This is a genomic window from Hydrogenobacter hydrogenophilus (assembly GCF_900215655.1).
In the GTDB taxonomy this organism is placed as follows: domain Bacteria; phylum Aquificota; class Aquificia; order Aquificales; family Aquificaceae; genus Hydrogenobacter; species Hydrogenobacter hydrogenophilus.
Genome location: NZ_OBEN01000008.1, coordinates 21,616 through 37,982, shown reverse-complemented (window position 1 = coordinate 37,982; position 16,367 = coordinate 21,616). Strand labels below are relative to the sequence as shown.

The 16,367-nt window shown below is 41.5% G+C and carries 18 protein-coding genes; 7 read left to right on the top strand and 11 right to left on the bottom strand.

Going from position 1 to position 16,367, the window contains the following annotated elements; genetic code table 11:
- Positions 1-3: 3 nt before the first annotated feature.
- The 10 genes from tgt to CP948_RS06795 all read right to left on the bottom strand — a co-directional run bounded on the left by tgt (position 4) and on the right by CP948_RS06795 (position 8,692).
- Entirely contained in the window at positions 4-1,137 is a 1,134-nt protein-coding gene (gene tgt, locus CP948_RS06835; RefSeq protein ID WP_096602712.1) for a tRNA guanosine(34) transglycosylase Tgt, read from the bottom strand.
- Positions 1,124-1,648, bottom strand: coding sequence for a lipid A 1-phosphatase LpxE (gene lpxE / locus CP948_RS06830; protein ID WP_096602710.1), 525 nt, complete (start codon positions 1,646-1,648; stop codon positions 1,124-1,126). Before lpxE ends, tgt begins: the two co-directional genes overlap by 14 nt.
- On the bottom strand, positions 1,648-2,070 hold the full coding sequence (locus CP948_RS06825) for a hypothetical protein (protein ID WP_096602814.1): 423 nt from the start codon (positions 2,068-2,070) through the stop codon (positions 1,648-1,650). The genes lpxE and CP948_RS06825 overlap by 1 nt, the downstream gene beginning before the upstream one ends.
- An 81-nt stretch (positions 2,071-2,151) precedes the next feature.
- The gene (locus CP948_RS06820; RefSeq protein ID WP_096602708.1) at positions 2,152-3,516 is read right to left on the bottom strand and encodes a YchF/TatD family DNA exonuclease; all 1,365 of its coding nucleotides are present in this window, start codon (positions 3,514-3,516) and stop codon (positions 2,152-2,154) included.
- A 20-nt stretch (positions 3,517-3,536) separates the two neighbouring features.
- Positions 3,537-3,680 (bottom strand): hypothetical protein, encoded by a 144-nt coding sequence (locus tag CP948_RS08880; protein WP_180764102.1) that lies wholly within the window; start codon positions 3,678-3,680, stop codon positions 3,537-3,539.
- 45 nt (positions 3,681-3,725) lie between these two features.
- Entirely contained in the window at positions 3,726-5,342 is a 1,617-nt protein-coding gene (locus tag CP948_RS06815) for a cytochrome c oxidase subunit I (RefSeq protein WP_096602706.1), read from the bottom strand.
- On the bottom strand, positions 5,342-6,046 hold the full coding sequence (gene coxB / locus CP948_RS06810) for a cytochrome c oxidase subunit II (protein WP_096602704.1): 705 nt from the start codon (positions 6,044-6,046) through the stop codon (positions 5,342-5,344). Before coxB ends, CP948_RS06815 begins: the two co-directional genes overlap by 1 nt.
- 2 nt (positions 6,047-6,048) lie before the next feature.
- A complete protein-coding gene (locus tag CP948_RS06805) occupies positions 6,049-6,813 on the bottom strand; it encodes an SCO family protein (RefSeq protein WP_096602702.1) in 765 nt (254 codons plus the stop codon).
- Positions 6,810-7,586, bottom strand: coding sequence for a cytochrome c oxidase subunit 3 (locus CP948_RS06800; protein ID WP_096602700.1), 777 nt, complete (start codon positions 7,584-7,586; stop codon positions 6,810-6,812). The genes CP948_RS06805 and CP948_RS06800 overlap by 4 nt, the downstream gene beginning before the upstream one ends.
- Positions 7,587-7,684: 98 nt before the next feature.
- Complete coding sequence (locus CP948_RS06795) at positions 7,685-8,692, bottom strand: OmpA family protein (protein ID WP_096602698.1); 1,008 nt, start codon at positions 8,690-8,692, stop codon at positions 7,685-7,687.
- A 43-nt stretch (positions 8,693-8,735) separates the two neighbouring features.
- Here CP948_RS06795 and dtd point away from each other — a divergent pair, with 43 nt between their 5' ends.
- Genes dtd through CP948_RS06775 form a run of 4 tightly spaced genes read left to right on the top strand, consistent with a single transcriptional unit; the run spans position 8,736 to position 11,360 of the window.
- A complete protein-coding gene (dtd, locus tag CP948_RS06790) occupies positions 8,736-9,179 on the top strand; it encodes a D-aminoacyl-tRNA deacylase (protein WP_096602696.1) in 444 nt (147 codons plus the stop codon).
- A 1-nt stretch (position 9,180) separates the two neighbouring features.
- Positions 9,181-9,738: a precorrin-2 dehydrogenase/sirohydrochlorin ferrochelatase family protein gene (locus tag CP948_RS06785; protein ID WP_096602694.1), complete on the top strand. Its 558-nt coding sequence runs from the start codon at positions 9,181-9,183 to the stop codon at positions 9,736-9,738.
- A gap of 11 nt (positions 9,739-9,749) precedes the next feature.
- Entirely contained in the window at positions 9,750-10,691 is a 942-nt protein-coding gene (gene cysM / locus CP948_RS06780; RefSeq protein ID WP_096602692.1) for a cysteine synthase B, read from the top strand.
- A gap of 3 nt (positions 10,692-10,694) precedes the next feature.
- Positions 10,695-11,360, top strand: coding sequence for an endonuclease III domain-containing protein (locus tag CP948_RS06775; protein ID WP_096602690.1), 666 nt, complete (start codon positions 10,695-10,697; stop codon positions 11,358-11,360).
- Here CP948_RS06775 and CP948_RS06770 read toward each other — a convergent pair.
- Positions 11,335-13,188, bottom strand: a complete 1,854-nt coding sequence (locus CP948_RS06770) for a vWA domain-containing protein (RefSeq protein WP_096602688.1) — start codon at positions 13,186-13,188, stop codon at positions 11,335-11,337. The two genes, CP948_RS06775 and CP948_RS06770, sit on opposite strands and share 26 nt — an antisense overlap.
- Positions 13,189-13,278: 90 nt before the next feature.
- Between CP948_RS06770 and CP948_RS06765 the strand changes: the two genes are divergently transcribed.
- From CP948_RS06765 to CP948_RS06755, 3 genes are read left to right on the top strand one after another with little or no spacing between them, the layout of a single operon-like run.
- Positions 13,279-13,527, top strand: coding sequence for a HypC/HybG/HupF family hydrogenase formation chaperone (locus CP948_RS06765; protein WP_096602686.1), 249 nt, complete (start codon positions 13,279-13,281; stop codon positions 13,525-13,527).
- The gene (hypD, locus tag CP948_RS06760; protein WP_096602684.1) at positions 13,508-14,641 is read left to right on the top strand and encodes a hydrogenase formation protein HypD; all 1,134 of its coding nucleotides are present in this window, start codon (positions 13,508-13,510) and stop codon (positions 14,639-14,641) included. The genes CP948_RS06765 and hypD overlap by 20 nt, the downstream gene beginning before the upstream one ends.
- A 3-nt stretch (positions 14,642-14,644) precedes the next feature.
- Positions 14,645-16,336, top strand: a complete 1,692-nt coding sequence (locus CP948_RS06755) for a hydrogenase maturation protein (RefSeq protein WP_096602682.1) — start codon at positions 14,645-14,647, stop codon at positions 16,334-16,336.
- The last annotated feature ends 31 nt before the right edge of the window (positions 16,337-16,367 follow it).

Sequence of the window (16,367 nt, the reverse complement as noted above, 5' to 3'; positions counted from 1 at the left end):
ATTCTAACACAACTTGCTTGAGTATCTCTCCATCCATGACCTTCTGAAACTTTCAAAACGTCCTTCTTCTATGGCTATCCTTATGTCCTGCATAAGCTTTTGATAAAAGCTCAGGTTGTGTATGGTGCCCAGTATGTAGGCGGATATCTCCTCGGATTTGTAAAGGTGTCTTAGGTAAGCTCTGGTAAAATTACTGCATGTATAGCAAGAGCATTCCTCGTCTATGGGTGAAAAGTCCTTCTTAAAAGCTTCGTTGGTGATGTTGAGCTTTCCAGAATGAGTAAAGAGAGTACCTGTCCTTGCCATACGGGTGGGTGCTACGCAGTCAAACATGTCTATGCCTCTGGCTACACACTCTATAATGTCTTCTGGCATACCCACACCCATTAGGTATCTGGGTTTGTTCCAAGGTAAGTATTCGCACACTACCTGCGTTATATCATACATAATATCTTTTGGTTCACCTACGGATAGTCCACCTATGGCGTAGCCAAAAAGGTCTCTCTCCACAGTAGCGGTAGCAGAAAGTATCCTCAGATCCTCAAAAGTAGAGCCTTGGACTATACCAAAAAGTGCCTGATCCTCTCTCCTTTTGTGTTTTATACTTCTGTCAAGCCACCTTAGTGTCCTCAAAAGAGCGGACTCTGCGTAAGCATAAGTAGTAGGATACTCCACGCACTCATCCAAAGGCATGATAAAGTCAGAACCAAGGATTTCCTGCAGTTCTATAACCTTTTCAGGTGTGAAGAAGTGCAAAGAGCCAGAAAGGTGGTCCTTAAACTCTACGCCTTCTTCAAAGACTCTCACGCCTGACCTGTTATCCTTAGTTCTTCCTTTAGATAGAGAGAAAACCTGAAAGCCACCGCTATCAGTTAAGATGGGCTTGTGCCACCCTGTAAAGCTATGAAGTCCGCCTGCAAGCTTTATAACCTCTGGACCAGGTCTGAGATAAAGATGGTAGGTATTGCCAAGGATTATCTGAACATTTATATCTTCCAAAAGCTTGTGTATCATAGCCTTTACAGTTCCTTGAGTTCCAACGGGCATAAAGACAGGTGTATCGATAATACCATGAGGCGTAATTAATCTTCCCCTTCTTGCTTTTCCATCAGAGCAAATAAGTTCAAAGCGAAACATGTGAGATTCTCCTGTTTATCTTGTAGGCTACATAGTAAGACATTATGCCAATGAGGGCACCTGCAAGTACATCAATGGGGAAGTGCGCACCCACATAGATCCTGCCGTAAGCTATTATAAAAGCATAAAGCCACAATAAAATTTTCAGAGGACCTGTAGCAACAGGTGAAAAAAAGGAAGCCAAAAGAAAAGCCATAGCAGTGTCCCCAGAAGGGAAGGACCTGTGATAAAGAGGTTCAAGAAGATACACATCTGTAAGCGTACTTGCGGGTCTGGGCAAACTAAAATACACCTTTAAAAACTGCACGCTTAAAGTTTCAATAATAAGAGAAGTAAGGAACAGCCAGAGTCTTTCTCTTTGGAAGAGCAAAACAAAAACTAAGATGGGTATTAGGATATAGCCCTTTCCAAGCAAGTAAAAGTGTCCAAAGAATGTATCCAAAATGGGATTTCTTGTGTGATTTATAAGATAAAAAAGCTCCACATTAAGTGGAAAGTTCTCCAAGTTCATCAGTATTTGTAGACTATCCTACCCCTCTCCACGCTTTCTGGTACGAGAGTTATTCTCTCATTACTCATAAAGGATACAAAACCTTCTATAAGACCAGCAAAGAAGTATATGACTGGGGATTCGGACAAATTATCACCTATTATGGCGTCCGTGAATATGTCTTCTTCTATCTTCACCTCTCCATCCACCTTTTCTATCTTCTTGGCAAAGCCCAAGTCCTCAAGTATTATACAGGCTCTCCTTAAGGCTTCTTCTTTTGTTAAAGTTTCAGGAAAATGCCCTATTAAGCTTTCCAGAAGTTTGGGACCTGCCTGTCTTCCTGCGTCTCTGAGCACTGCTTTTGCTCCTTTGTCTCCTATTAGGTTCTTTACTCCTTCCGCCATGTTAACTATAGCAAGCAAAAGTATATCTGGATCTACCATATGATACCCCTGTTTTCCCATTTTACCACCTTACTGTGTATAATACATAAAAATTACTTATGGTTAGATAAGTGTATTTTATTAGCCTACCACCTCGTAAGGTCTGTACCTCCATTTAGCTCCAAGAGATTCTGCAAGTTTTCTTGTCCTTTCTATGTCAACACCTTCGTAATCAACAGCGGTAGCAATTACCTCAAAACCTTCTTCCAAAGCTCTTTTAATAAACTTTATAACCTTACTGAAAGCATCACCTTGCGCTGGCCTACACACCTTGTTATACGTTTCTTCATCGTGAGCGTTCAAACTAACAGACCAAACATCAACTAAACCCTTAAGCTCTGATAACTTTTCTTCTGGAAGGTAGGTAAACATAAGACCGTTCGTATCAACGCGCACCTTACCACCTTTTAACTTAACATACTTGGCTATATCTTTGAGCGCTGAAAACCTCAATGTAGGCTCGCCGTATCCGCAAAAAACTATTTCATCGTACTTTGTGGGATCTCCTATCTCTTTGATAACCTCCTCAACGCTCGGATCTCTTGATGTCCAAACCCAATAGCCCTTTACCATAAAGTTTCTCTCTCTTTCCCTCTGACAGAAAGCACAGTGCAAGTTGCACTTATTAGTTAAATTTATGTAAAGCTTGTTGTTTATAACATAGGTTATGGTATCTTTCCTTCCGTTATTTCCTATGTTGAAGAGTAGTTTGGCGTTTTCGGAGGTCATGCGGTCTATATCCTCAACGGAAGAGTTAGGAATAAGCTTTGCCATAACTTCCGCTGTATACCATATGTAGGAAGGTTTGTTAGGCTTTCCTCTAACAGGCTGTGGTGCCAAAAAAGGACTGTCCGTCTCTATAAGCATCCTTGCGGTGGGTGTCTTTCTTAATACTTCTCTGAGAGTGTCTGCATTCTTGTAAGTTATTATTCCAGAGTAGGATATGTAAAAACCAAGGTCCACACACTTTTTCATAAATGTGTAGCTTCCGGTAAAACAGTGAATAACTCCACCCACTTCGTAAGCTCTCTCCTCTCTGAGTATTTCTATGGTTTTTTCTTCCGCATCTCTGCTATGAACTACTATGGGAAGACCCAGCTCTCTTGCTATGTTAATTTGCTTCCTAAACACATCCTCCTGCTTTTTCCTATCCGAGTAGTCTTTGTAAAAGTCAAGACCCATCTCACCAATAGCTTTTACCTTATGGTTCTTTTCTGCGAGTTCTTTTAGCCACAAAAGGTCATCATCGCTGACACTATCCGCTTCGTGGGGATGAAAACCTATAGCGCAGAAAATACGCTCATTTTCCTGTGCGAGTTTTAAAGCGTTCTTTATGGTTTTTCTATCATAACCTACCGTTATGAGATGCTCAAGGGAAGAATCTTTGAGGGTATCCTCAAGGTCTTCTTTCTTAAGAAGGTCTAAGTGGCAATGAGTGTCTATCATAACTTAATAAATATAAAGCTTTATCTCCTTAAGTGATACTCTTTCCTGAATTCCTCCCACTTTTTCTTTCTGGCTTCTGGAGAGGAAAAGGCAAGCACACCTAAGATGTAAGATACAAAGATGATAATAAGTAAAAGAATTAAAAGAAAAGAATTTTTGCTCATGCTTATCTCCTTTTCTTAAGGGGGAGGGTAACCCCCCCTCACATTTTAGGCGTGTTGAGGTTTGTGGCGACCATAATCGTAAGGATCCCAACCTTCGGGCAGTTCAGGTATGCGGTCAAAGTTATGGGGTGGTGGTGGAGAGGGTATCTGCCACTCTAAGGAGTTAGAACCCCAAGGATTAGCCCCTGCTTCTTTACCTTTTAGAGCGGATACAACCCAGTTTATGAGGCTAAGGAGTATACCAAAAGCCAGTATAAAGGCACCTATGGTTTGTATGTGTTGAAGTTCTATGAATTCAGGTATAGGTGGATAATCCGCATACCTTCTTGGCATACCTTCAAGACCTATAATGAATTGGAAGAAGTAGAAGAGATTTGAGCCTATCATGATGATCCAAAAGCTCAGCTTTCCAAGTTTTTCGTTATACATCTTTCCAGTGAGTTTTGGGAACCAGTAGTATATACCGCTAAAGGCTCCAAGAGTAGTAGCCATACCAAGAACATAGTGGAAGTGTGCCACTACAAATTGAGAATCTTGAGCGTTTATGTCAAAGGACGGGAGTGCAAGAGGTATACCTGTAAGACCACCTATGAGGAACATAAATATCCCACCGAGGGTAAAAAGCATGGGGGTTGTGTATCTTATAGAACCTTTGTATAAGGTTGCTACCCAGTTAAAGATCTTTATTCCTGTAGGAACACCTATCAGAACTGTGGTATAAGAGAACACTATCCTTACCCAATCGGGTATGCCGGAAGTAAACAGGTGGTGTACCCAAACCATAAAACCAAGCAGAGCTATCGCCCATATGGCAAAGACCATGGTGATCTGTCCAAAGATGGGTTTTCTCGCAAAGGTGGCAATAACTTCTGAAAATACACCAAAAGCTGGTAGAATCATAACATAAACCGCCGGATGGGAGTAAAACCAGAACACATTTTCGTATATAAGCGGGTCTCCACCAAGGTTAGGGTTGAAAAAGTTGGTCCCAAGGTACTTGTCAAGGAATAGCATGGTGACTGCACCCGCAAAGGAAGGAACACCAAGAAGCTGTATAACATTAGCAGCCATTATACCGTGTAGAAGAAGGTTCATGTTCTTAAGAGAAACCCCTGGCGCTCTCATCCTAAGGGTGGTGACTATAAAGTTGACCGCACCCATTATAGAAGCTGCACCTGTAAGGTGAATTATGAATACATATAAAGCCGTAATTCCCGCATCATCGTTCAGAGAATATGGAGGGTATCCTGTCCACATCATCTTTACGTGGTTAGAAGGTATAAGGGTGAGAAGAACAAGTACGCTTGCTGCAAAGAAAGTCCACCAGCTTAAGGCATTTAGTCTCGGAAAGGCTACATCTCTTGCACCTATCATGAGAGGGATCAAAAAGTTGGCAAAAGCACTCCACACACCTATAGCCCACCACAGGAGCATTACAACACCGTGTCCAGTAAGAAGGTAGTTGTAAGTTTCGGGGGATACGAACTGAAGGCCAGGTTGCCATAGCTCTAACCTAATGCCCAAAGCCATAAGTCCTGCTATCAGAAAGAAGAGCAAAGTGGTTACACCGTAAAAGACTGCTATCTTCTTGTGGTCTGTTGTAAAGAGCCACTCCTTAATACCTGCACTATACCAAGGCTTGTAAATGCCTACTGCTGCCATCACTGCACCTCCTTTGATTTACTTGCTAACTCAATATTACTGGTAGACTGGTTTGTACCAGCCTTCACCCATTTATCAAATTCGTCTTGAGGCACCGCTTTTATTATAGCTACCATATGTGAATGCTGGGTGCCACAGTACTCCCTACAGAAAGCCCAGTACTCTCCTGGTTTGTTTATTTGGAACCAAAGGTGGGTTATTCTACCCGGAACAGCGTCTTCCATCACCTTGGCTGGACGTACATAAAAGGAGTGTATTACATCCCTTGAGGTCAAAAGCACCTTGATGGGCTTTCCTACAGGGATGACTATTTTTTGTTCTTCTGGTATCTTGTAGTCTGGACTGAAGAAGGCAAAAACCTTCTTTCCTGTAGGATAATCTACTTCCCAACCCCACATAAAACCAGTAACCTTTATTTCCATAGCGTCTTTAGGTGCGTTTCTCTGCTGTCTATAAAAGACAAAACTCTGCGTTGCCAAGTATATGACTATAAGTAGAGGTATGACTGTCCAGGTGACCTCAAGGGCATTGTTTCCTTCAATGTGTGCACCGTTTTCATTCTTTCCAGGTCTATACCTATACTTTATCATAAAGTAGAGCATAGGGATGGCAACCACAAGATAGATAACCACAGCTATAAATAACCATATGTCATAGATCCTATCCCACAGATGAGCAGGATAGGCAAGGGGCAGAGTATCCATCTTTACACCTCCTGAACTTTTTTAAAAGTTAATGTAAGTAAGCCTGTAATACCGATAAGTCCAAAACCCATTAATGCAAAGATCACGACAGGATCTACAACATACCTGCTTCTGTGAGGATCGTATCTGTAGCACGCAAGTAGAGCAAGGTCCACTATGTTGTTTATAGTAGGCTTTTCTCTTTGAGCGTCAATGAGCGCCAAGTTGATGTCCTTGGTGCGCGGAAAGGTTCCGAATAAATACCTCATAACCTTGCCATCTGGAGAAAGAAATATAAGAGTGTTGGGATGCACAAAGGTCTTATCCCTTTCCGAAAAGAAAAATTTGAATCCTACACTCTGTGTAAGGTCTTTTATGTCTTCCTCTTGAAGAACACCAAAGGTCCAGTTGTCAGGTACACTGCCAAGTTTTGTTTTAAAGGTTTTTAGGGTTTCTATACTGTCCCTCCTATCAAAGGAAAGAATGAGCACATTAAACTCTTTTTTGTTTAAGTCTTTTACCGCTTTTAGAAGGTTTTCCGTTAGTATGGGACAGCTCGCATCGCATGTATAATAAGCAAGTTGAAGGATAGTAGGTTTTTTGTTGATAACACTATACAGATCAGTCCAACCTTTGTCTGTAAGTATAGTGTAGTTTCTGAGTTTTTTGCCCAAGTATAGCTCTTGGTTTATCCTTAACACCTCAGGGTTAAAGTAGGAATCCTTTGGAAGATTACTGTAAGCATGAGTTAAAGATACAAGAAAAAGCATGAGGAAAACCTTCCTCACACTAAACCTCCTATGATATAGGCACTGCTTGCAACTAAGAGCCACATGAGGTCTACAAAGTGCCAGTATATGCTAACCGCTTTGAACATGGTGGTCTTGTGAGGAGACATCCTACCAGACATGAGCAGCCAAAGTACATACAGTTGGGATATTAAACCTACAAGCACGTGAGAAGTGTGTATCCCCGTAAGGGCGTAAAAACCGGTGCCGTACATGTTAGAGCTAAGAGTAAAACCTTCGTGCCATAGATGTTGCCATTCATTAAAGTGAATGATTACGAAGGAAGTTCCCAGTAGGAGCGTAGCAACAAGCCACAGTATAGATGCACCTCTTTTACCTGCCTCTGCTGATTTTTCTGAGATGAGAATAGTAAAGCTTGAAGCCCAAAGTATGAGGGTCAGGATAATCGGTATGACAAAGTTCATTTTGGGTACCCAACTGTGCCACACGTCTGCGTGAGTTACCCTTGCAGTCCAAAAGGCTGCAAACATAGTACCAAATATGATGACTTCAGTGGCTATGAAAAGCGTAATAGCAAGACCACCAAGCCCCTCTTCATGACCTCTTTTGAAAAACTCATCTGCCCAACCTATAAGTCCAAAGATCATAAGCAAGAGGGACACTCCACCTAACACTAACCCCATTACCTGCTGGTGCCACGCTACATAGGCAGTTATTGCTATGGGTAGAAGAAGGATACCTAAACCTACCGGTAGAGGCCAGATACTCGTTTCATGCTGTCCAAGGTGATGGTGCACCTCGTGTTGTGCCATGAGTTTTTACCTCCACTGATTTTTTTGAAGTATATCACTACTTGCTTTCCTTAGCAATTAAAAATACTTACTATATTTATAAGCTTTACTTATGACATTTACTGAGAAGAAAGTCTTAAAATGATAAAATCTGCCCTCCTGTTAGTAAACCTACCTATGGAGGTTTTATTGTCTGCTATGTATTTTTCTTTTCCGAAACCTACTGTTTCTATTCTACTTTCCTCTATACCGTGCTTTACAAGATAGTCTCTCACAGCTTGTGCCCTTCTTAAAGCAAGTCTGTCGTTGTATGCCTTGCTTCCTATATTATCTGTGTAGCCTTCTATTCTCACCTTCACACTGGGATTTTCTTTGAGAGTTTTAACCACTTGATTGAGAAGTGGAATGTACTCTTTCTTTATATTGTATCTGTCAAAGTCAAAGTGTATCCTTGCAGTGACCATAAGGGGTTCTTCCTTGATACTTTCTTCCTTTGGTTTTTCCTCTTCCTTTGGTTTCTCTTCTTGTACCTGTGCCTGCACTATTTGTGTTTTTCCTGTATAGCATTCAAGCTTGTTGTCTATGGCAGACCTTAGCTTTTCCTGTGCGGAGAAGCTGTTATTGACTACATCGTTATATAACTTCATAAGCACAACACGATTAACTTTTTCCTTGTTTATCTCGTAAAAGAGCGCCTCATAATATGCCTCAGTTTTTGCAAGCTCATCAGGTGCACAGTTTTCACCTTTGTTCTCTCTAATGTATTGGAGCCTTTCGTTCACTTCCTTTAGGCTCAGTCCCGTTAGCTTTTCAAACTTCTCATCACTGATAAATTCCATAGGGTCTATGCCTTTTAGTCCACCCAAAGCTTTAGATGCTGAATTCATACTCCTTATTGCGAAGATCTTTGATCCTATCCCATCTTGTTCTGATGCTAAATACATGGAGATATCGCTGTAAGCTCTTGCCTTCTCAAAGTGATACCTGTCTTTTTCCTCCGCACCAGACTTGTAGGCAACTTCAACGATCCTTAGGGACTCGTTTATGCCATCCAAGACATTGAAATTGTATTCTTGAGCTTGTGCCATACAAACGATAAATAGGTAAGATATAAGAGTTTTTTTCATCTTCCTCCTCCTTTTATGTTCTCATTATAATGTAATTTAAACCGTGAGGGCTATTGTACAAAGGGTAAAGGCATCGTGGGTTTTAGTAGATGGAGAAGAAGTAGGCAGAATAGGGACGGGATTAAATGTGCTTCTTGGGGTAGGCAGAGGTGATACTCAAGAAGATGCGGATAAGTTAGCTGATAAGATCCTAAACCTGCGGGTCTTTGAAGACGAGAAGGGTAAGTTTAACTATTCTGTTCTTGATGTAAAAGGTTCCGTTTTAGTAGTGTCTCAGTTCACCCTTTACGCTAATTTAAGAAAAGGTAGAAGGCCAAGCTTTGAAGAAGCAGAAGATCCAAAAAAAGCTCAGGAGCTTTACAACTACTTTGTAGAGGTTATGTCTAAGAGCGTTCCTGTAAGCACAGGAAGGTTCGGTGCAAGTATGGAAGTGCACATAGTAAACTGGGGACCTGCAACCTTCTTCTTAGACAGTAAGGAGCTTTGACATGCCTTATTTTCCAGCGTTTTTGAACATTGAAAATAAGGAGGTAGTAGTAATAGGAGGAGGTAAAGTCGCAGAAAGGAAGATAGAAAAACTCTTGCTCTTTAAACCACGTATAAAGGTAATTGCACCAAAGATAACACCACTTATTGAAAGTTTAGAAAAGGAAGGAAAACTCAGTATAGTAAGAAGGAGATTTATTCTAAAGGACATAGAGAGAGCTTTTTTAGTCATAGTTGCTGTTAATAACATAAAACTACAGAAAAGAGTCTATATGTATTGTAAAAAAAGAAATATACTGTGCAATGCGGTTGACAGTCCAGATTTTTGCACCTTTATATTTCCCGCCTTAGTCCTTAGGGGGGATGTGGTCATAGGCATATCCACTTCAGGTAAAGTTCCTGCTCTTTCACGCAGTCTAAGAGAGTATGTGCAAAGGGTCCTGCCTGAGGATCTGGAAAAGATAGAGGAGAAATTGGAAAACATAAGGAGTAGTTTACCTAAAGGTAAAAAGAGGCAAGAGTTGATGGTTAAGCTTTCTAAAAGGTTTCTTAATTTATAATCTTCTTTTAAATGTGGGTTTTGGGTGAGCACGACGAACCGTACAGAAAACTAAGAAACTCCATACTAAACCTTGTAGGAAACACGCCCTTGGTTAGGATCAAGAAGATAATCCCAAAAGATATCTCTCCCAAGGTGGAAATATACGCAAAGCTTGAAAGTTTTAATCCCGGAGGGTCTGTAAAGGACAGACCTGCTCTTAGCATGTTCCTTTCTGCTATGAAAGAAGGTATATTGGAGGGAAAAACAGTCATAGACGCAACTTCTGGTAATACGGGAATAGCTCTTGCTATGGTGGGTGCAGCTCTTAATGTGCCTGTAGAACTTGCCATGCCTGCTAACGTCAGCGAGGAAAGGAAAAAGATTATAAAAGCTTACGGGGCTAAAGTGTATCTAACTGACCCATTGGAAGGTACGGACGGAGCCATCCTTTTTGTTAGAGAAAAAGTAGCAAAAGAGCCAGAAAAGTATCTGTATCTTGACCAATATAATAACCCAGCAAACTGGAAAGCTCACTTTTATTCTACAGGCATAGAGATATGGCATCAGACAAACGGGCGCATTACTCATTTGGTTGCAGGTATAGGTACTGGCGGTACTATAATGGGCACAGGAAGAAGGTTAAAGGTGTACAATCCCCAAGTACAGATAGTGGGTGTACAACCTGCTTATCCCTTTCACGGCATAGAAGGGCTAAAGCACATAGAAAGTTCCATAAAGCCTGGCATATTTGACGAAACCTTTTTGGACAGAACCATCTTTGTAGAGACGGAGCACGCTTACGAGATGACCAAAAGGTTAGCCCTTGAGGAAGCCATCTTTGTAGGTCAGTCTTCTGGTGCAGCTCTTTATGCTGCCTTCCTTTTGGCAAAGGAGCTTGAAGAGGGTGTTATAGTAGTTGTATTTCCCGATGGTGGAGAAAAGTACCTTACCACAGCGCCCTTTAAAGACTAAACCATGAGAAAAGAAGACTTGGATAAGGTGATAGGCATTCTGAGGGAAGAGTTTCCCAAGTGGAACGCGCCAGTGGTGAGCCTCATAGCTCAAAAGACAGGAGATCCCTTTAGGGTGCTTGTTTGTGCTCTCATATCAACAAGGACAAAAGATGAGACAACAGCGATGGTCTGTAAAAGGCTCTTTGAGAGGATAAAAAGTGTAGAAGACCTTTACCTAATAGATAAGGATGAGCTCTCAGAACTTCTTTATCCTGTGGGATTTTACAAGAACAAGGCGCTTTTCCTAAAAGAAATAGCTAAGGAGCTGAAGGAAAAGTATAACTCAAAGGTTCCAGATAAGTTGGAAGAACTCTTAAAACTCAAGGGTGTAGGCAGAAAGGTTGCCAATCTTGTTCTTGCTGAAGGCTATGGTATACCCGCTATATGCGTAGACACCCATGTGCACAGGATCACCAACAGGTGGTGTCTTGTGAAGACCAAAAAGCCTGAAGAGACCGAACGTCAGCTTACCAAAATACTTCCTAAGAAGTATTGGATAGAGTTTAACAAGCTCCTTGTAGCCTTTGGTCAAACAATTTGCAAACCTGTAAAACCCTTGTGTCATATATGTCCAATAAGGGAATACTGTGAGTACCCAGAGGCTAAGATGCAGACAAGAGCCTCCTAAACTGGTTTTCCATCACAAAAAGAAAAGCTGAAGGTAGCATGGAAACATCTTTTACTCTTATACCCGTCTTTTCAAAGTACTCTTCTACAAAATTTCTTAGCTCACCAGCTCCAACACCGATCAGAGGGAATCTACTCTTTAGCTGTCTTATCAGGTCTTTTAGAGCATCACCCTTTAATCCTTTTGTAGGCTCACCATCAGAGAAAACGATCATTACACCTTTCATTCTGTGTTTTTTACAAAAAATCTCTAAATCCTCAGAAGATACAAGCAGAGCCTTCTCTATGTTTGTGCCACCACCTAACATGTTTTTGAGCTCTACTATCTTAGCCCGTGCTGTTTTGTAGTCTTCCTCAAAGGACTTTATACTAAGTACTCTATCGCTAAAAGCTGTTATGGAAAAAGGCATATTCATATCGTGGAGCGTTTCGCTGAAAAGCAGAAGAGATCTTATCGCACTTTCTATTTTGTCTTCTTTCCTCATGGAAGAAGAAATGTCTAATAGAAGCTTAAAGGCAAGCTGTTTTTTCTCCGGAATGATTCTTCTTTGGTATATGCGACCTCTTCCCGTGGGTATCTCTACATGCATCTTTTTATAGTCTATGCGCCTTCCATGAAGATATCCCCAATACCATCCTTCTTCTGTCTGAGGTATGAGTGCACTGAACTTTCTCTTCATGGATTCCACAAAGGGTGCTATACTCCTCATGAGGCTTTGGTACTTTTTAAACTCTTCTTGGTTAAGACCGTACTCTTTCTTGTACTTTTTATCTTTTTCGGACTCTTGTGTATCTTTTTGGCTAAAGCCTGGACCTTCAGAAGAACTATCTTCCCAGCCTTTTAGAATAAAAGAAACAAAGCCTCTGTGCTCTACTTCCGTTTGAAGGGTTTTGGGCAGGAAATGTCCGAGAAATTCCAAGTCCTTTTCAAGAAGGCTTATATAGGACATCTGTTTTATGTAATCCCTCATCCAATCAGGCAGGCTTCTTAGTTTTTTGAGTATGTTCTTCTTTAGGTCTTGAGGCATATCACCTGCACTCTGATAAGTGCTTATAACCTTTTGGTCCTCCTCTGGCAGTTTTTTGAGTATGTCTGTCATGATCCTACCTTTATGCCCTTCCTTCTTTTTACCTTGTGCTTCGTCAATAAGCATGTCTATGTAATTGAGCTCTGCGGATTCTTCTATAAGGACCCTGTATTTACCAAAAGCGATTTCCATAAGCATAGAATAAGCTTGCACGCCGTTTACTGTGATGTACTCTTTTAGAAAATCCTCAAGAGAAATAACCTGCTTGCGCACACTTTGATCTATTTCTTCGTGTTTGGAAAGCCAAAGCCTCAAAAAGCCCAGGGCAAACTCGTGGTAAGGATAGAAGCCTTTAAGTTCGGAAAGTATTTCTTGGTATCTACGCCTTAGCACATGAATGCTTTCAGGATGCTCTTTTAGAATACGCTCATCTGTTTTGACAGATTCAAGCACCGAATAAAGTACTAAGAAAGCGGTTGGTTGATAACCAAACCTGAAAAATTCCCTCTGGCCTAACCTCCAAAGGGAGAGCTCCGTACTTAGCAGGTAGCTTATCTCGTGCCTTATGGCGTTAATGATGTAATCTTCGCTTTTTCGTACCAAGTCAGGTATGCCAAACACAACACCCACAGGCCTTTTAACATTTGGAGGCACTTCGTCCAACTCCCCCCTTGCCCACATTTCCACCAAGGGTAGAAACTTAGGATCATATCCTGCTCCCCATCCTTCGTAGCTCGCTTGAACTATCAGGTCAAACTCGTTCTCTAAAAGACTGCTTATAGTCTTCCACTTTTCCCTCATAAAGTATAAAGATGCTCGTCAATTTCTAACTTGTCAAAGAAAGAGGGAAGCACTATATTATGAATAAGTGTTCGTTTAAGGAGGTGTGGCATGTGCCTTTCTATACCGTCAAAGGTGGTTGAGGTAAGAGATGACGGAACAGCCTTAGTTGACACAATGGGTGTTAAAAGGGTTGTATCCCTTGAGCTCATGCAAGAACCTGTCAAAGAAAACGATTGGGTTTTAATACATGTGGGTTTTGCCATACAGAAGCTTGATGAGGAGTCTGCGCTCAAAAGCTTAGAACTGTTTGAGGAGATACTTAGCATGGAGGAAAGCTATGAGCACGGTACAGATTAATATAAGGAGTGAGTTCAAAGACGAAGCTAAGGTTAAAGCTCTTGAAAGAAGGATAAAGGAGGATATAGAAAAACTCGGAAGAGAAGTTTACATAATGGAGTTTTGCGGTGGACACACCCATTCCATTATGAAGTACGGCATAGACGAGCTTTTAAAGGGATATGTTAGGTTCGTTCACGGTCCGGGATGTCCTGTGTGTGTCATGCCTATGCAAAGGATAGACCTTGCTATTGAGTTGGCAAAAATTCCAAACACTGTGCTTTGTACTTACGGAGACTTACTGAGAGTCCCAGGTTCTAACAGAAAAAGTTTACTAAACCTTAGGTCAGAAGGATACGATGTAAGAATGGTCTACTCTTGTCTTGATACTCTTAAGATAGCTCAGGAAAATCCCCAAAAGGAAGTTATATTCTTTGCCATAGGCTTTGAGACCACAACACCGCAAACCGCCGTACTTATTCAGAAGGCAAAGGACATGGGTCTTAAGAACCTTTCCGTAGTCTGCAACCATGTGATAACTCCTGCTGCCATCCAGTACATACTCAACTCTCCAGAAATAAGAGAGATAGGAAAGGTAAGGATAGACGCCTTTATAGGACCAGGACATGTGAGCGTCATAATAGGTACTAAACCTTATCATTACTTTGCAGAAGAGTTTCAAAAGCCAGTAGTCATATCTGGATTTGAGCCCGTTGATGTGATGCAATCCGTTTACATGATAGTAAGACAGATAAAAGAAGGGAGAGCAGTGGTAGAAAACCAGTACACCAGGTTTGTGTCTTACGAAGGGAACTCAAAGGCTCAAAAACTAGTGTCAGAAGTTTTTGAACTCAGGAAGGAGTTTGAATGGAGAGGCTTAGGAATAGTACCCTACAGCGCTCTAAAAATAAGAAGGTCATACGAGGATTTTGACGCAGAAAGAAGGTTTATCGTTGAATTGCCTAAACCCAAGGAGCATCCTGCCTGTATATGTGGCAAGGTTATAAGAGGTGTAGCACTTCCAACGGACTGCAAGCTTTTTGGAACTGTATGTACACCTTCCAATCCCTTAGGTTCTTGTATGGTGTCTTCAGAGGGAGCTTGTGCGGCGTACTTTAAGTATAAAAGGATGTGAGCTATGCGTATACTCTTCTTGTGTCATAGGTTTAACTCTCTTTCCCAAAGGCTCTACTGCGAGCTTACAGAAAGAGGGCATGAAGTTTCCGTTGAGTTAGATGTTCACCCAGATCTCATGATAGAGGCGGTAGAACTTTATAAACCTGATGTTGTGATAGCACCCTTCCTGAAGAGAATGATACCTGAGGAAGTTTGGAAAAGGTACTTGACGCTTATAATCCATCCAGGACCCCCAGGAGACAGAGGTCCATCCGCTATTGACTGGGCTATACTCAAAGGTATTAGCCAATGGGGAGTGACCCTTCTTGAGGCGAGTCCGGAGTATGACGCAGGAGATGTTTGGGCTTGGAGAATTTTCCCTATGAGAAGGGCAAGAAAGTCAAGCATTTACAGGAATGAAATAACAGAGGGAGCGGTTGAGTGCGTGTTGGAGGCTTTGGAAGGTTTTAATAATGGAAAAATCCACAAAAAGCCACAGATACAGCACGAGTGGAACCCTTACATGGAACAAACCTACAGGAGGATAGATTGGCAAAGGGATAGAACCCAAGATGTGCTTAAAAAGGTTTATGCCTCAGATACTCAACCAGGTGCATTAACACTTTTGGGTGATGATGAATACTACCTTTTCAATGCCTATCCGGAAGCTGAATTAAAAGGTTCACCGGGAAGAATATTAGCCGTAAGAGATGAAGCAATATGTATAGCCACTCTGGACGGTGCTGTCTGGATCACCCATATGAGAAAGAGGGAAAAGGGTTCTATAAAGCTACCTGCGGTAAGGGTGCTACCTTTTGAGCTTCTAAAGGGAGTAAAAGAAGAATCTCTAAAGCCTTGGGAGAGTGTAGATTTTGAAACTTATAGAGAAGTGGTGTATCAGGAAGAGGATCATGTTGCTTACATAACCTTTAATTTCTACAACGGAGCCATGTCCACAGAGCAGTGTGAAAGACTCTTAGAAGCTGTAAGGTACGCCAAAAAGAGACCTGTAAAGGCTATAGTACTTCTTGGGCAAGAGGACTTTTTCTCAAACGGTATGAACCTTAACACCATAGAAGCCTCAGAAAGTCCTGCAGATGAATCTTGGAGGAACATAAACGCTATGGATGACCTTTGCGAGGAGATACTCAGAACCACCGATAAGCTTACGGTAGCCGGTATGCAAGGAAACGCAGGTGCAGGTGGTGTTTTCTTGGCTCTTACCTGTGATTTGGTTTTTGCAAGGGAAGGGGTAGCTTTAAATCCTCATTATAAGAACATAGGAAACCTTTACGGTTCAGAGTTTTGGACTTACACCCTTCCCAAAAGAGTAGGTTGGGAAAGGGGAAAGGAAATTATGGAAAACAGAATGCCTATAAGCTCAAAGAAAGCTTACCAAATAGGACTCATAGACGGTGTGTTTGGAAAGACGCCTGAAGAGTTTAAAAGTAAGCTCAAAAAGTGGCTTTATAACTTTTTGTCCTGTGGCGATTACGAAGTATTTATAAAAAGAAAGAAAGAGGAAAGAGTAATAGATGAAATGAGAAAACCTCTTTCTGCTTACAGAGAGGAGGAACTTGAGAAGATGAAGCTTAACTTTTACGGCTTTGACACCAGCTATCACATAGCACGCTACTACTTTGTGAAGAGAATGCTCCCTTTCAGAACGCCTCCTTATCTTGCCATACACAGAAGACTGAACTTTAAGTCTTGAAGGGAACATAGGATTTCTATTCTTTTGTTAA